The organism is Kitasatospora sp. NPDC052896 (genome assembly GCF_044547075.1).
In the GTDB taxonomy this organism is placed as follows: Bacteria; Actinomycetota; Actinomycetes; order Streptomycetales; family Streptomycetaceae; genus Kitasatospora.
Genome location: NZ_JBITZU010000006.1, coordinates 334,903 through 349,350 on the forward strand (window position 1 = coordinate 334,903; position 14,448 = coordinate 349,350).

At 72.1% G+C, this 14,448-nt stretch carries 13 protein-coding genes; 7 read left to right on the top strand and 6 right to left on the bottom strand.

Features of this window, described 5'->3' with window-relative positions:
* Positions 1 to 10: 10 nt before the first annotated feature.
* From ACIGXM_RS15995 to ACIGXM_RS16010, 4 genes are all read right to left on the bottom strand, one after another.
* Positions 11 to 196 (bottom strand): helicase associated domain-containing protein, encoded by a 186-nt coding sequence (locus tag ACIGXM_RS15995; protein WP_396561141.1) that lies wholly within the window; start codon positions 194 to 196, stop codon positions 11 to 13.
* An 82-nt stretch (positions 197 to 278) separates the two neighbouring features.
* On the bottom strand, positions 279 to 899 hold the full coding sequence (locus ACIGXM_RS16000) for an HAD-IA family hydrolase (RefSeq protein WP_396561143.1): 621 nt from the start codon (positions 897 to 899) through the stop codon (positions 279 to 281).
* 95 nt (positions 900 to 994) lie between these two features.
* Positions 995 to 1,174, bottom strand: a complete 180-nt coding sequence (locus tag ACIGXM_RS16005) for a hypothetical protein (RefSeq protein WP_396561145.1) — start codon at positions 1,172 to 1,174, stop codon at positions 995 to 997.
* A gap of 200 nt (positions 1,175 to 1,374) precedes the next feature.
* Positions 1,375 to 1,569 (bottom strand): hypothetical protein, encoded by a 195-nt coding sequence (locus tag ACIGXM_RS16010; protein ID WP_396561147.1) that lies wholly within the window; start codon positions 1,567 to 1,569, stop codon positions 1,375 to 1,377.
* Positions 1,570 to 1,827: 258 nt separating this feature from the next.
* Between ACIGXM_RS16010 and ACIGXM_RS16015 the strand changes: the two genes are divergently transcribed.
* The 5 genes from ACIGXM_RS16015 (at position 1,828) to ACIGXM_RS16035 (ending at position 10,505) form a co-directional block, all read left to right on the top strand.
* Positions 1,828 to 3,444, top strand: coding sequence for a threonine/serine exporter ThrE family protein (locus tag ACIGXM_RS16015; RefSeq protein ID WP_396561149.1), 1,617 nt, complete (start codon positions 1,828 to 1,830; stop codon positions 3,442 to 3,444).
* A gap of 436 nt (positions 3,445 to 3,880) precedes the next feature.
* Positions 3,881 to 4,066 carry a hypothetical protein gene (locus ACIGXM_RS16020; protein ID WP_396561151.1) on the top strand — a complete coding sequence of 62 codons (186 nt, stop codon included), beginning with the start codon at positions 3,881 to 3,883 and terminating at the stop codon, positions 4,064 to 4,066.
* A gap of 280 nt (positions 4,067 to 4,346) precedes the next feature.
* Positions 4,347 to 4,520, top strand: coding sequence for a CsbD family protein (locus tag ACIGXM_RS16025; protein WP_396561153.1), 174 nt, complete (start codon positions 4,347 to 4,349; stop codon positions 4,518 to 4,520).
* Positions 4,521 to 4,869: 349 nt separating this feature from the next.
* Entirely contained in the window at positions 4,870 to 5,397 is a 528-nt protein-coding gene (locus ACIGXM_RS16030) for a general stress protein (protein WP_396561155.1), read from the top strand.
* Between the two features lie 677 nt (positions 5,398 to 6,074).
* Positions 6,075 to 10,505: a cation-translocating P-type ATPase gene (locus ACIGXM_RS16035; protein ID WP_396561276.1), complete on the top strand. Its 4,431-nt coding sequence runs from the start codon at positions 6,075 to 6,077 to the stop codon at positions 10,503 to 10,505.
* 174 nt (positions 10,506 to 10,679) lie between these two features.
* Here ACIGXM_RS16035 and ACIGXM_RS16040 read toward each other — a convergent pair whose 3' ends face one another.
* Positions 10,680 to 11,561 (bottom strand): SDR family oxidoreductase, encoded by an 882-nt coding sequence (locus tag ACIGXM_RS16040; protein WP_396561157.1) that lies wholly within the window; start codon positions 11,559 to 11,561, stop codon positions 10,680 to 10,682.
* A gap of 81 nt (positions 11,562 to 11,642) precedes the next feature.
* Between ACIGXM_RS16040 and ACIGXM_RS16045 the strand changes: the two genes are divergently transcribed.
* The gene (locus ACIGXM_RS16045) at positions 11,643 to 12,224 is read left to right on the top strand and encodes a TetR/AcrR family transcriptional regulator (protein WP_396561159.1); all 582 of its coding nucleotides are present in this window, start codon (positions 11,643 to 11,645) and stop codon (positions 12,222 to 12,224) included.
* Positions 12,225 to 12,538: 314 nt separating this feature from the next.
* Complete coding sequence (locus ACIGXM_RS16050) at positions 12,539 to 13,354, top strand: hypothetical protein (protein ID WP_396561161.1); 816 nt, start codon at positions 12,539 to 12,541, stop codon at positions 13,352 to 13,354.
* 90 nt (positions 13,355 to 13,444) lie between these two features.
* On the opposite strand, the gene ACIGXM_RS16055 is transcribed toward ACIGXM_RS16050, so the two are convergent.
* Positions 13,445 to 14,437, bottom strand: coding sequence for an ABC transporter substrate-binding protein (locus ACIGXM_RS16055; protein ID WP_396561278.1), 993 nt, complete (start codon positions 14,435 to 14,437; stop codon positions 13,445 to 13,447).
* Positions 14,438 to 14,448: the final 11 nt, after the last annotated feature.

Below are 14,448 nucleotides of genomic sequence, written 5' to 3' on the forward strand. Positions count from 1 at the left end.
GCTGGCCCGGTCACGCCCGCTCCACCCCGTCCTCGGTGAGCCGCGCGAGCTGACCGTGAGTCAGCTTCACCGCCGTGGCCTGCTGGTTCTTCAGTCGGGCGCTCAGATACGTCCCGCGCCCTCGAGCGTCCGCGGGGACCCTCGGATGCCCCTCCCGCTCGACGAACACCGCGAGTACCGCCAGGTGTTGCTGCAAGCGTTCCACCCGGGACGTCCGAGGCCTGGCCGCCGCGGTGGATCGCCCATCAGCCAGGCCAGCGTCATCCGGGCGGGACACGTCATGGAACCAAGGGCCCGGCGTCCAGATGAGCGGCGATGCGCCTGATCGTCCCGGCGTTGTCCTCGAACAGATGAGCCTGCATGCCCACTGCCTTCGCGGCCTCGACGTTGACTGCGACATCGTCGATGAAGAGACAGCTCTCCGGCCGCGCCCCCAGACTGGCGCAAGCGGCCTCGAAGGCACCTGGTGCTGGCTTCTCGATGCCGATCTCATGCGAATAGACGATCTGTTCGACCAGTTCGTCGAAGTGGTACGACGCCGTCTCCCGCTCCCGGGCGCCAACGAAGCTGTTGCTCAGGATGCCCAGCCCGCAGCTTCCCCGCAGCCCCTGCACGTAGGCGATGAGTTCCTCGTTCGGTGTCCCCAGATACTCCGCCCACAGATCAGCCATGAAGGCTTCGACTTGGGGCGCGTCGAGGCCCAAGCGTGCTGCCACCTGCGTATGAACCTGTCCTTCGCCGATACTTCCGACGCTCCCGGCCCGCCACACGTCGCGCATCCGTTCATGCACGGTACCCAGCGGCAGCTCCAGCCGCTCCTCCCACCGTTGCACCCACCCCGTTTTCGGCGCGATCTCCAGCACGCCGCCGATGTCGAGAATGACGCAGGTCGCGGTCACGCGGATCTCCCTCTTCGTCCTGCCTGATCAGCGAGCACAGGCCGCTCGCTCAGGTGATTCACGGAGACACTGTTGTCCTTCCCGCTGGGGCAAGGTCAAGCGATCTCGGAGCCCTGGACAGTTGCCGCTGGAAGCGGTTCAAGCACGGATTTCGTGAAGTGGATCGTGCTGCCGTTCGCCGGTGACACCCTGTCGCCTCGGGGCGCCGTGGCCTCCGGCGTCGGTGCTTCGATCACCACGTGGCCGTCCCGCACCTCCATGTACTCGATCTGCATTCCCACGAGGCAGGGAAGCAGAAAGGAGTTCACCTCACACACAGTCAGTATCCACACTGAGATGATGGAGCGTCACCGGGCCTATGGATGCGGAATCGACTTCACGCAATCCGCGACTGAACCCTGGAAGCAGCCCGCTCGGGACACCCGAGGCTCTGTCGGGCCCCGATCGCGTACCGGCCGAAAGCCGCTCGAACCGCTCAAGCGGATTGTGTCCGGGTCGCGGCTGGTGCGCTCCGCCGCCTGCCGCAGGCGGTTTCGACGGCGGTCTCGATGACACCGGGCATGACCGCGGTGACGCGCACGCCGTGCGGGCCGCGGGCGAGCGCGAGGCCTTTGCCGTAGGCGTTGAGGGTGGCTTCGCCGGCACCGTCCTGGAACGCCTCGACGAGCACAGGGGGTCGGGCTCCGCAACGCCGATCTCCGTGACCGGCGCTGTGCCGTCGACTGCACGACCCACTGGGCGGCCCATCGGCAGCTATCACTCACCGTCACCATGGTTTCCCGTCACTCCGATGGAGAGGCGCGCCGGGTAGCCTTCCGGCGCGTGCTCCTCGTCCCACCTCATCCCGTCTTGTCCTATATGTGCGCGAGTGTGCGCGATTGGGCAAAGTGAATGGGGTGACACACGAGCCGGGCGGCGAGGAGCGGCAGTGCCTGAGCAGGGTCAGCTGGGCGACGAGGCCGGGGCCGGGGCCGGTCAGAACGGAGTGGACTGGTCCGGGGCCTGGACTGAAGGGGCCTCGACGGAGTCCGGACGGTCCGCCGAGGACGGCGTCGGCGCGCGGCTGGGTCGCCCCAGGCCGCCGGCCGGCGGGGAGGCCGTCCCCGTCCTCGGCCAGGCCCCTGCCGGTGACGTTCCGTGGCGGGACCGGATGCGGATCCTGCTGCGCACGCCGATGGTCGAACGCCCGGCGTTCGAATGCGGTCCACGTGAGAACGAGTCCGAACCGGGCAACGTGGCGCGGATCCTGGATCTCACCCTGCGCATCGGCGAGTTGCTGCTCGCCAGCGGAGAGGCCGCCGAAGACGTCGAGGCCGCGATGCTCGGCGTCGCCCGCGCCTACCGGCTGTGCCGATGCGAGCCGGGGGTCACCTTCACGCTGATAGCGATCTCGTACCAGCCTTCGCTGGTGGATCCGCCGATCACCGCTGAGCGGACGGTCCGCCGCCGTTCCTGCGACTACACCCGGCTGGCCGCCGTCTACCGCCTGGCCTCGGACATCGTGGCCGGGCAGGTGGCGGTCGACGACGCCTACCACAGGCTGGCCGAGATGCGCCGCAGCCTGCGCCCCTACCCGGTGTGGCTGCTCGCCTTCGCCTCGGGCCTGCTGGCGGGGGCCGCCACCTTTCTGGTCGGCGCCAGGGCGGATGGCAAGGCCTGGTTCGTCTTCGCCAGCGCCTTCACCGCCGCCGGTGCCGGGGACCGGCTGGCCGCGTTGGTCGGCCGTCGTGGCCTGCCCGAGTTCTACCAGTTCGTGATCGCCGCGATGCCCGCCGCGCTGGTGGGCATACTGCTCTCCTTCAACGAGCTGCACCTGCGCGGTTCGCTGGTGGTAACCGGCGGACTGTTCGCCCTGTTGCCCGGGCGTCCGATGGTCGCCGCGGTGCAGGACGGGCTGACGGGCTTCTACCTCACCGCCGCCGCACGTCTGCTCGAAGTGCTGTACCTGGTGGCGGGCATCGTGATCGGCGTCATGCTGGTGCTCTACGTGGGTGTCAACAGCAGGGCGAACCTGAAGCCGTACGAGAACCTGGGCGGCACCGGGAACCCGCCACTCCAACTGACGGCCGCGATGCTGCTGACCCTCGGCTTCGCGATGCTGCTGCAGACCGACCGGCGAACCGTGCCGCTGGTCGTGCTCAACAGCGCCATCGGGTGGACCACCTACGGAGTGCTGGTCAACGCCCACGTCGAGACGATTCTGGCCACCGGGCTGGCGGCCGGACTGGTCGGCCTCTTCGGCCAGCTGATGGCCCGTCATCGACGGACCTCCGCGCTGCCCCACGTCACCGCCGCGATAGGGCCGTTGATGCCGGGCTCCATGCTCTACTTCGGCATGCTGTCGTTCGCCCAACGCCAGCCCGAAGCCGGTCTGGACTACATCGGTCACGCGGGAGCCATGGCCATGGCTCTTGCCATCGGCGTGAATCTCGGTGGAGAGATGGCCCACCTGTTCATGCGCATGCCCGGCGCGACCGGTCGTCTTGCCTTGCCGCCGACCTTCCCCCGGCACGCGGCCAAGCGGAGAAGGAGTCGCGGCGGGTAGGTGCGGCGGGCGACCGTCCGGGGCCTGCGAGTGATTCAGGGAGGGCCGAGCGGGACGGCGGACCGGGCCTCGCGCAGGCGCCGAGAACCCGTCGCCAGAGCGCCTCCGCGGGACAAGATCCGGCGTCAGATCCGGCGCGGTTCATCGGCACCCGCAGTGGCGCGGCGACGGCTGGCCGCTGTGCCCTGCGGCGGCGTCGGACGCCGCCGGCTGGGAGACCGGGGTAGGTGTCGAGGCCGTGTCCGGCGTCCGGGCAGAGCGGCGCCTGGTGGGTGTAGCGGTCGCCGGCGGCGTCGAGTTCCTGGACGATCTGCTGGGTCCGAAGAGGCGAGGGCCGAGGGCGGCGAGGAGAGATCTGCGGCCCCTCAGGCCGTTTGAAAGGGGCTGACGGGGCAGGCGGACAGGAACTCGTCTCTGCCGCTCGGGAGGTGGCGCAGTGATCGCGTTCGCCCTGCTGATACCCCCTGCCCTGCTCGGTGCGCTCATCCTGCTCGGCCGCTTCGAGGAGCGCCTCTTTGGGGGACACTCGGCCACCCGACCACAACTGCGTGTCGTGCCCGGTGAACGTGCTCCCCAGGAGGTGGGCCCGGCCACGCCGTTTGCAGGCGATCAGGCGGCATGAACCATCGCTGCGAGGCCAGTGTCGTGTCCGCTGCCGTCGTCAGGCACGCTCGCCGGATCCTGGAGGCGGCGTTGCCACCGGGCCGGTCGCATTTGTCAGCAGGTACGCGCCGATGTCCCCGCACGCCGAGGTGCAGGAGACGGCCCGGTCGGCGCAGAGCAAGCGCCGCCGGTCCTTGCATCCTGAGGCGACGCCGGTGCGCGTACTCGCAGGCATCTTCCGGCCGTTCGGGGGCAGGCGACGGCGTGTACCAAGATCGAGGTTCGTATCGGAGGCCGTGATGAACACCCACGACAGGCATCGGAACACCCGTGACAAGGTCAAGGGCTTGATCAAGGAGTACGCCGGCATGGTGACCGGTAGCGAGCGTCTCCGGGCCGAGGGCGCGGCCGATCAGGCCAAGGGCGACCGAAGGCGGGACGGAAGGCACGTCAAGGACTCCTTCAAGCCCTGATGGCCGTGCTCGGCTGTCACACGGTCGACCAACTCGGGCGTGAACACCTCGGCCAGCACTCCCAGGTGGGTCATCGGTAGCAGGGCGTGCAGGAACAGGAAGAAGGCGGGCACGGTGGGCATGGGAATTCGAACGTCGGCACGACCTCCTCCTGCGGTAGAGCGGCTCCGACACTCACGACACCTGCCTGGTCGGGGGCACGGTCCGCCGGACCACCCAACCCAGCGCTCGTTGGAGGGAGTGGGGCGGGGCGGCCGTATGACCGGGCGAGTGGCGGGTAGACGGGCTGCAGCGCGCCCCCGACGGTGGGGCCGCGAGCCAGCCGTTCTTCTACCGGAGGAGTGCTCTCATGGGTGAGGCCAGTGCGATCGTCGGTGTCTACAAGTCGATGCACCACGCAGAGGAGGCGGTTCGCATCCTGCTCGTGCAGGGGGTGCCCGCCGGCGAACTCTCGATCATCGGTACGGACCTGCAGAGCCAGAGCCAGGTCCACGGGTTCGTCACCACCAAGGACGTCGCCAAGTCGGGTGCCACAGCCGGTGCCTGGACCGGGGGCCTGTTCGGCGTGCTCTCCGGCGCCGCGCTGCTCCTGGTACCGGGCGTGGGGCCACTGCTGGTCCTCGGGCCGCTGGCGGCCGGCGCGGTCGGTGCGGCCGAAGGGGCGGTCGCGGGCGGCGGACTGGGTGCGGTGCTGGGTCACTTCATTGCCAAGCGCCATGTGCCCAAGTACGTCCGGCACCTGGAGGCCGGCAGCTACCTGGTGGTCCGCCACGGGCCGCAGGCGGCCGACAGCGTCGCCCGGTTCGCGGAGGACACCCACGCGAGCGAGGTCGAACACCACCCCGACCTCGTCACCGGCGCAGTCGCCGCATCCTGACCCGACCGCGTACTGAAGCCCGCTCACCAGTCGACAGAAGCGGTGCCTGGTGAGCGGGCTTCGCCCGCTGCGTCAGGTGTGGCGCGCCCCTTCGAGGCAGTGCCGAGGACGCGCCGCCGCCGAGCAGGTGGCATGCGAGCCAGGGCTGAACGCCGCCGAGCGGGCGCCGTACGGACCCGTCCGCCCCGGCCCGACGCGTTCCCCTCCGTGCGGCGGCGTGGCCGCACCGAAAAGGGCGAGGGCACGGGATTGTTCCGCGGTGTACGGGGCAGCCGAGAGCGACGAACGAGCAACCCGGGCGGGGCGCGGCCCCGCGCAGTGTGCGCAGGAGGCAGCGTGAGCAAGCAGAGCGGTCGGCTCCCGTCGATGGTGTCCGGGCCGGCACAGACGGTGTCCGGACTGGTCACGCGGTCGTGCCAGGGCGGGACGGCCGGCATCCGCGCCTTCCCCGGCAGACGGGTGATGCGGCGTCGTGGCCGGCGCACCCCGCCGGGGTGCCGACCAACCCGCCCTTGACTGAGACCGAAGCTTCGCACTACCGAGAGTTGGGCCCTGCCGTGGAGTCGTTGACCCGCTTGCCGTTGACCGGGCTGCGCCTGGCGCTGACTGTTCCGCTGCGCGCCGCGCGCGGTGCCTGCTCGGTCGCGGAGGTGGCGCTCGACGCGACCGCCCTGGGCATGAACACGGCGCTGCGGGCCACCGACTCCCTGACCGACACGTCGGTCCGGGTCGGTCGTGTCGCCCGCAACGCGCTGACGCCCGGCGAGGAGTGGCGGGCGGGAGAGCGGGTCCATCTCGCCCTGCGCCCGGCGGCCGGGAGGGGCGCGGAGGCCGCGGCCAAGAAGGCGGCCCGCACGCTGATGGCGCACCCCGACGTGGTGCTCGCCTACTGGGACAGCGGGCTGTCCAGGCTGGTGGTCGAGGCGGCCATGGACGTGGCGATCGACCGCGTCGCGGCCAGGGCCGCTGCGGTGGGGGCCCGGCACGGCCTGGTCGTCGACGGCGATCCGGTCGCGGACGAGCCGACGCATCCGGGTGATCCCACCCCGGTGCGTACCGCTGCGGCGGCGTTCGCCCTGGACACCCTCGGCGTCGCGGTCGCGGTGACCGGCCGGATGACCGGGCACAGGCCCACCCCGGAGTGGTGCACCGCCGCGGTGACGCTCCTGCGGGAGGACCCGCGCGTGCGCGCCATGGCTCACCGTCGGCTCGGCAAGCCGGGCGCCGACCTCCTGCTGGCCGCCGCCACCGCCACCGTCCACGCCGCGGGCCAGTCGCCGACCGCGCTGGCCCTGGACGCGGGACTGCGGGCCGGCCAGCTGACGGAGGCCCTGGCACGGGCCGCCGCCTTCGACACCGCACACGACGCGCTGTGCTCACCGGAGCGGCTGAGCGTGGGCACGGGCACAGCGGTGCGTCGACCCCAGCGCCCTTGTCCTGCCGAGGACTACGCCAGTTCGGCGGCCACCGGCAGTCTGATCGGAGCTGGCGCCACCCTCCTCCTCAAGCGCGATCTCCGGGAAGCCGCGCAGGCCGTCCTGGCCGGCTCCCCGAAGGCCGCCCGCTACGGTCCCGCAGCCTACGTCGCGACGGTGGGCACCGCGCTGGCCCGCCGGGGTGTACTGGTACGGGACGCCGATCGGCTCCGGCATCTCGAGACCGTGGACACACTGCTGCTCCACCCGAGCGCGCTTCGCGGAAATCGCCGCGCCGTCCTCGAAGTCCATCCCAACGTGACCGGATGGGACCACGACCGGCTCTGGCAGGCCGCAACGGCCGCCCTGGACCGGTCTGGTGACACCACGTCGCCGGACGTGGCGTCGGCCGTGGAACTACGCCCCGTGCCGGGGCAGGAATCCGCGGAAACCGGCCTGATGGTCGTGTCCAGGGCCGGCCGGGACGTCGGCACGGCGCTGATCGGCTGGGAGCTCGACCCGCTGGCGGAAGCGGTCCTCGACGCGGCCCGCCAGGCCGGCCTCCACGTCGTGGTGGTCGAGGATCCCGCGTTCGGGGACTTCGCCGCACTGGCGGACGAAGTCATCGACGCGCAGGGCCCGTTGGCCGACTTCGTACGAGACCGTCAGGCAGCGGACCACGTGCTGCTCACGGTTGCCCGGCTGGGCGTCGGCCGCAGCGCCTCGGCGGGCTTGGCCGAAGGCGACCACGAGGTCCTTGACGGTCTGCTGCGCAGCGATCTGGCCGTCGCCGTCACGGACGAGGGCAGCGCGGTGGTGTGGAGCGCCGACGTGCTGGCGCTCGACGGCCTGGCAGGGGTGTGGCGCCTGCTGGCCGCCGTGCCCGGCGCCCAGGCGGTGGGCCGGAAGTCCAAGGTTCTGGCCCAGTCCGGTGCGGCTCTGTCGGGTCTGCTGGTGGCCACCCGGCGCTCGAAGGGCCGGACCAACCCCCTCACGCTCGGATTCCAGCTCGGGCCGGTCAACGCCGCCGCGCTCGCGGCGCTGGTGACGGGGTGGCAGACCGCGGTGAAGGTGGCCACGACCGGAGCACCACAGCCCAGGCCGCGGGTGCCCTGGCACGCCCTGGAACCGGACGAGGCACTGGCCCGGCTCGCCCGCGATCCGCGCCCGGAAGCCACCGCGCTGTCCAGGGTGCGGGAGGGCGCCCACGACGCGCTCCAGACGGCCTCCACGCTGCCCGTCTTGGCCCCCGCACGGTTCTCGGCACGGCTGGTCGGCGCGGTGCGAGCCGAACTGGACGATCCGCTCACCCCCGTCCTGGCCGTCGGTGCGGCCGCCTCCGCGATCGTGGGCTCCGGCGTGGACGCCCTGCTGGTGACGGGGGCGATGGGGATGAACGCCGTCATCGGCGGTGTGCAGCGACTGCGCGCCGAGCGGGCACTCGCCGCGCTCGCCGCCGGCCAGAAGCAGAAGGCCCGCCTGGTTCCCGACACCGACCCGGCCGCGCCGACCACGGTGGACGCGGGATGCCTGGCCCCCGGCGACATGATCGAGCTGGGCACCGGCGACGTCGTACCGGCCGATGCGCGCCTGATCGAGCTGGACAGCTTGGAGGTGGACGAATCGTCCCTGACGGGCGAGTCCCTACCGGTCGGCAAGCAACTCGCCGCCACGCCGCAGGCGGCGGCCCCGGACCGGCTGTGCATGGTGTTCGAGGGCAGCACGATCGTGTCCGGTCACGCCCGGGCCGTGGTCGTGGACACCGGTGAGCAGACCGAGGCCGGGCGCGCCGCCGCCCTGGCCTCCCACGGCGCGCCCGCCTCCGGGGTCCAGGTACGCCTGAAGGAACTGACCCGCAAGGCGCTGCCCTTCACGCTGGCCGGGGGCGCCGCCGTGTCCGCGCTGACGCTTCTGCGTGGGCACTCGATGCGCCGGGCCGTCAGCGGCGGGGTGTCCGTGGCGGTGGCCGCCGTCCCGGAGGGACTGCCGCTGGTGGCGACGGTCGCCCAGATGGCCGCGGCCCGCCGGCTCACCCGGCGCGGCGTGCTGGTGCGCGCCCCGCGCACCCTGGAGGCCCTCGGTCGGATCGACACCATCTGCTTCGACAAGACCGGCACCCTGACCGAGAACCGACTTCGCCTGGTCCGCCTCGCCACCGCCGACGGCGCCGTCCACGAAGCCGACGCCCCGGCGGCCGCCGAGGCTCTGCGCCACGCCGTCCGGGCGTGCCCGCCGGCCGACGACGAACACGCCGGCCACGTCCACGCCACCGACGAGGCCGTCCTGGCCGCCGGCGACCCCGGAGCGGACTGGACGCCGATCCAGGGCCAGCCGTTCGAAGCCAGCCGCGGCTACGCGGCCACCGTCGGCCACACCGGGGACGGAGAACACCTGCTCGTCGTCAAGGGCTCCCCGGAAGTCGTGCTGCCGCACTGCGCCCACCTGCCCGCGGCCGCCGACGCCACCGGCAAGGACCTGGCAGCCCAGGGCCTGCGGGTCCTGGCCGTCGCCCGGCGCCCGCTGAGCGGCCCGGGCCAGGCAGCGGATGCCCTCGGCCAGCCGCTGGCCGCGCTGGAGCTGGTCGGGTTCGTCGCCCTCGCGGACACCGCGCGCGCCAGCTCCGCCACCCTGGTGGCCGGCCTGCGGGAGGCCGGAGTGAAGCCGATCATGCTCACCGGTGACCACCCGCAGACCGCACGCGCGGTCGCCGTCTCGCTGGGCTGGCCCACGGACACCACGGTCGTCACCGGTGACCGGCTCGCGGCCCTGGACAAGCAGGGACGTACCCGACTCCTGCGCGAGGCAGGCGTGGTGGCCCGCGTCGCACCCGAACAGAAGCTGCAGGTCGTCCAGGCACTGCGGGCCGCGGGAAGGGTCGTGGCCATGGTCGGGGACGGTGCGAACGACGCCGCGGCCATTCGCGCCGCCGACGTGGGCATCGGCATCGCCACCCGCGGCTCCGCCGCCGCCCGCAACGCGGCCGACCTCGTCCTCACCGGCGACGACCTGGCCGTCCTCGTCGAAGCGGCAACCGAGGGCCGGGCGCTGTGGCGCAGCGTGGCGGACGCCATCAGCATCCTGATCGGCGGCAACGCCGGCGAGGTCGGCTTCACCGTGCTCGGCACACTCCTGTCCGGGACCTCGCCGCTGTCCACCCGTCAGCTGTTGCTGGTGAACCTGCTGACCGACATGTTCCCGGCCATGGCCGTGGCCGTCACCCCGAGCCGGACGCGGACGGCTGCCGAGGCCGGGTCGGTCGACGGCTCACCGGTGGGCACGGCGCCACTGGGAGCACCGCTGATCCGCCAGATCCGCCAGCGCGGCGTCATCACGGCACTGGGCGCCACCACCGCATGGCTCATCGGAAGCCTCACACCAGGCACCGCCCGGCGCACCAGCACCATGGCCCTGTGCGGCGTGGTCGGCGCCCAACTGACCCAGACCCTCACCGGCCGGGAACACAGCCCCCTGGTGCTGGCCACCACCGTCGGCTCTGCCGCCGTCCTGGCCGGCATCGTCCAGACGCCGCTCGTCAGCCACTTCTTCGGCTGCACACCCCTGGGCCCGCTCGCCTGGGCCGGCGTCGGCGCAGCCATCACCGTCGCCGTGGTGAGCCCCTGGACACTCGCCCTCGCCGAACGCCTCGCCCCCGGGACCCTGGCGAAACCGACACCCCGGCCACAAGCGATCTGACCCACCGGTGTCCCCGACACAACCCAGCAGCGCCGCGTGGGCAGGGCACGGCTGATACCGAACAGGTCTCGCTCGCGGCCTGGACCGGCTGGGGCGACCGGGCCGCGCAGGGGCCCCGCTCGGGTGGGCGGGGCCCGGGTCCCTTTGCGACCGCCGGTCGGTGCGGAAGGCGTCTCAGCCTTCGATGTTCTCCAGGTCGTCGAGCAGCCTCGGCTGCGTCGGCTCCCAGCCAAGGGCCGTGCGGGTGCGGGCGCCGGATGCGGGCTGGTCGGTCGCGAAGATCGGGCCGAGGGGACCGAAACCCTCCTGCGGCACCGGCTCGACCGGAAGGCCGAGCCGCCGCCCGATGACCGCGGCGATGTCACGTACCGCGTCACCTTCGTCGGCGACGGCGTGCCACGAGCTCCCGGCCGGAGCCTTCTCCAACGCGAGCCGGAAGAGGACGGCGGCGTCGAGCGCGTGGACGGCGGGCCAGCGCTGGGCGCCGTCCCCGGGGTAGCCGGCGACGCCGGTGCGGCGGGCGACGTCGGTGAGCAGCCCGGCGAACCCGCCCCGGCCCTGGTTGTGGACCGTGCGCGGCAGCCGTACCGCCGAACTGCGCACGCCGCGTGAGGCGAGTGCGAGTGCGCGGGTCACCGACCGGCTGCGTCCGCCGACGGGTCCGTCGGTCGGCAGCGGGTCTTCCTCGGTCGATGCGCGTCCCGCCGCGTGGGGCGTGCCGGACACGGTGACGAGTGGCCGATCCGTGCCGACGAGGGTGTCGCCGAGCGTCGCGAGCGCGGTGCCTTCTTCGGCGACCCCTCGTGCGAGTGCGTCGGGCGAGCTGAAGTCGTTGCTGAAGGCGAGGTGGATGACGCCGTCCGCCTGTTCCGCGCCGGTTCGCAGCACCTCGAGGTCGGTGAGACCTCCACGGAGCACGTCGGCGCCGGCGGCTTGGGCGCGTGCCGCGGAGGCGTCGGAACGAGCGAGGGCGGTGACCGAGTGGCCAGCGGTGAGCAGTTCGGCGACGACGGCGGAGCCGATCAGGCCCGTTCCGCCGGTGATGAAGACGCGCATGGCGAGCTCCAAAGAGTGATGCGACTGGTGTCCCATCACTGTACCTGATGCGACACGTGTCGCATCGTCTAGGATGGCCCCATGCCGAGATGGAAGCCCGATGCCCGACAGCGCCTGGTCGTGGCGGCGCTCGGCCTGTTCGCAGAGCAGGGCTATGACGAAACGACGGTCGCCCAGATCTCCGAGCGGGCGGGGCTCACGCGGAGTACCTTCTTCCGCCACTTCGCCGACAAGCGGGAGATCCTCACGTCGGGACAGGAGGCTCTCAGTCGCCTGCTGGCCGAGGGCATCGATGCCGCCCCCGCGGATGCGACACCGCTGACAGCCGTCGCGGCGGGTCTGGAACGCGCGTCGGGCGCGATGACGTCGTTCAACCGCGAGCTCAGCCCGCTGCTGCACGCGGCGATCGAGGCGAACGCGGAGTTGCAGGAGCGCAACGCGTTGAAGAGCATCGGCATGGCCGCGGCGATGGTCGATGCGTTGAAGAGGCGGGATGTGCCGGAATCCACGGCGCAGGTGGCCGCCGAACTCGGCGTCCTCGCGTTCAGGCTCGGATACACCCGGTGGGCGGACCCCAGCCGCGACGAGGACCCGGGCGAGCTGGCGACCCTCACGCGAGCCGCGTTCGACGAACTCCGCGCGGCAGCCGTGGCCCTTCGCTAGCGGCAACCGACGAGCCGACTCGGGCGGCCAACCGGAAAGCCGCTGCTGAGCCGGCCCGGCCCCCAACCGACTGCGCCCGGCAGCGCACCCGTCAAATCGAGTCATGTACGGGGACGTCAGCCGACTGCGCCGAAGACCTGCCGGCCGAGCCCTGGCCAGGGAAGGCGGGAATGTTCGCGACGAGGACGTGGTCGGCCGGTGCGGTGGTGTTTGCCCGCGCCGAACGAGGCAAGGCGTGATCCGGCTGTCCGGGCGTACTGGTGAGCCGGTTCCACCGCCGGCGCGGCGCCCGGGTGTTGGCGAAAGGAGTGGAGATGACGCTGATTAGTCTGATCGCCGTGGCGGTGCTCGCTGTCGTGTCGGGTTTCGCTCTCGCGGTGCCGCGGGTGCGGACCAGGCGACTACGCGGGCGGTTCGGTGCCGAGTACGACCGGGTCGTGCTGCGGCACGCCGGTGATGTCCGGGCGGCCGAAGACGAGCTGACGGAGCTGCTGGACCAGGATCGGCGGCGGGTCCCGGCGGCGATGCCGGCGGCCGATCGGGAGCGGGCGGCCGCTCGGCTCCAGGAGGTGCAGGAACTGTTCGTCGAGGACCCGGTGCGGGCGGTCGCCGAGGCCGATCGTCTGCTCAACTCCATTCTGGATCACATGGGTTGGGCGCGGGAGGAGCGGTTGGCGGCGCTCTCGGCCGGCCATGCCGCGTGCCTCCCCGGGTACCGGGCGGCCCGCGCCGTGATGGTCCGGGTGCAGGGTGCGGCGGTCCCGACGGAGGAGCTGCGCATGGCCCTGGTGGCGGTGGCGGAACTCATCGTGGCGGTGCTGCGCGAGGAACCGGCCGGGCCCGTCGCGAAGGCCGGGCCGCGCTGGCGGGGCGTCCGTCCGGGGCGGCGGCCGGTGCTCGTCGCGCAGTGGAGCGCTCTCCAGCGGGGTTTCGTGGATGACCCGAGGGATGCCGTGCGTCGTGCGGACGATCTGGTGGGGCGGGCCCTGGGGCAGCTGGGGCCGGCCGACTTCGGCGAGCGTCGCGGTGAACTCCGCACGCTCGCCGAGGGACCGGCACCCAGCACCGAGCAACTCCGGCTGGCGATGCGGGACTACCGCTCGATGCTGGACCGTCTGCTCGCCTGCTGACGCTGTCCGCACGCATGCGAGCACCAGGAGCCCGGGGCAGGCCGTTGGGCGGAGCGGCTCAGCCGGGGGTCACCCGGGGGAGAGCCCCCACTACCGGGGGATCCACGCCTTCCACACGTTCGGATGCGCGGTCACCCACTGCTTCGCGGCCGCGGGCGGCGACAGCTTCTGCTCCGCGATCAGCTGCGAGACCTCGTTCTGGTCGTCCTCGCTCCAGTGGAAGTTCTTCAGGAACTGTGCGGCCTTGCCACCGCTCCTGGCGAACGTGGCGTTCAGGTACTTCTGCAGCGGTGTCGTCGGATACGCGCAGTCGATGTCGGCCGGCGCCCCGGCGCCGCACGCGTCGGTGTACGGCGGCAGCTGGACCTCCACCATGGGCACTTCGTCGAAGAGCCACTGCGGGGTGTACCAGTAGGTGAGGAAGGGCTTCCGCTCCTTCGCGAACTGCTTGATCTGGGTGATCTGTGCCGCCTCGGAACCGGCGAACACCGGCTGGTAGTCCAGGTGCAGGTTCTTCACCAGCGCCTTGTCGTTGGTGACGTAGGACGGCGAGCCTTCGAGGAGCTGGCCCTGGTCACCGCTCTCGGCGGTGCGCAGGGCGGCCGCGTACTTGTCGAGGTTGTGCCAGTCCAGGATGTCCGGGTGCTCCTGCGCCAGGTACTGGGGCACCCACCAGCCGATGTGACCGGTGACGCCCTCGTCCCCGGCCGGGACGACGGTCTTCTTGTCCTGGACGTACTCCTTCTCCTGGGCCGGGTGGCCCCAGTCCTCCAAGATGGCATCCACCCGGCCCTGGCTGAGCGCGTCCCAGGCCGGGACCTCGTCGACCTGGACGGTGTCCACCCGGTAGCCCAGTTCGTGCTCCAACAGGTACTGCGCCACGGCCACGTTGGCCTGGGCACCCACCCAGGACTGCACGGAGAGGGTGACGGACTTCGCGCCCGAGGCGTCGGCGTACGGCGAACTCTGCTTGGTCATGTCGGCCGCACCGCAGCCGGTGACGGCGACCAGCCCGGCGGCCGCGACCAGTGCGCCGATCGTCCTGCGACGGGCGCGGCCGGGGGTACGGGGACGGCGGCACATGCGTGTGGGAA

Bases quoted from the DNA above. Each gene is read 5' to 3' on its own strand.
- ACIGXM_RS16005 (WP_396561145.1), bottom strand. From the start codon at position 1,174: ATGCAGATCGAGTACATGGAGGTGCGGGACGGCCACGTGGTGATCGAA.
- ACIGXM_RS16025 (WP_396561153.1), top strand. From the start codon at position 4,347: ATGAACACCCACGACAGGCATCGGAACACCCGTGACAAGGTCAAGGGC.
- ACIGXM_RS16030 (WP_396561155.1), top strand. From the start codon at position 4,870: ATGGGTGAGGCCAGTGCGATCGTCGGTGTCTACAAGTCGATGCACCAC.
- ACIGXM_RS16035 (WP_396561276.1), top strand. From the start codon at position 6,075: ATGAACACGGCGCTGCGGGCCACCGACTCCCTGACCGACACGTCGGTC.
- ACIGXM_RS16040 (WP_396561157.1), bottom strand. From the start codon at position 11,561: ATGCGCGTCTTCATCACCGGCGGAACGGGCCTGATCGGCTCCGCCGTC.
- ACIGXM_RS16045 (WP_396561159.1), top strand. From the start codon at position 11,643: ATGCCGAGATGGAAGCCCGATGCCCGACAGCGCCTGGTCGTGGCGGCG.
- ACIGXM_RS16050 (WP_396561161.1), top strand. From the start codon at position 12,539: ATGACGCTGATTAGTCTGATCGCCGTGGCGGTGCTCGCTGTCGTGTCG.
- ACIGXM_RS16055 (WP_396561278.1), bottom strand. From the start codon at position 14,437: ATGTGCCGCCGTCCCCGTACCCCCGGCCGCGCCCGTCGCAGGACGATC.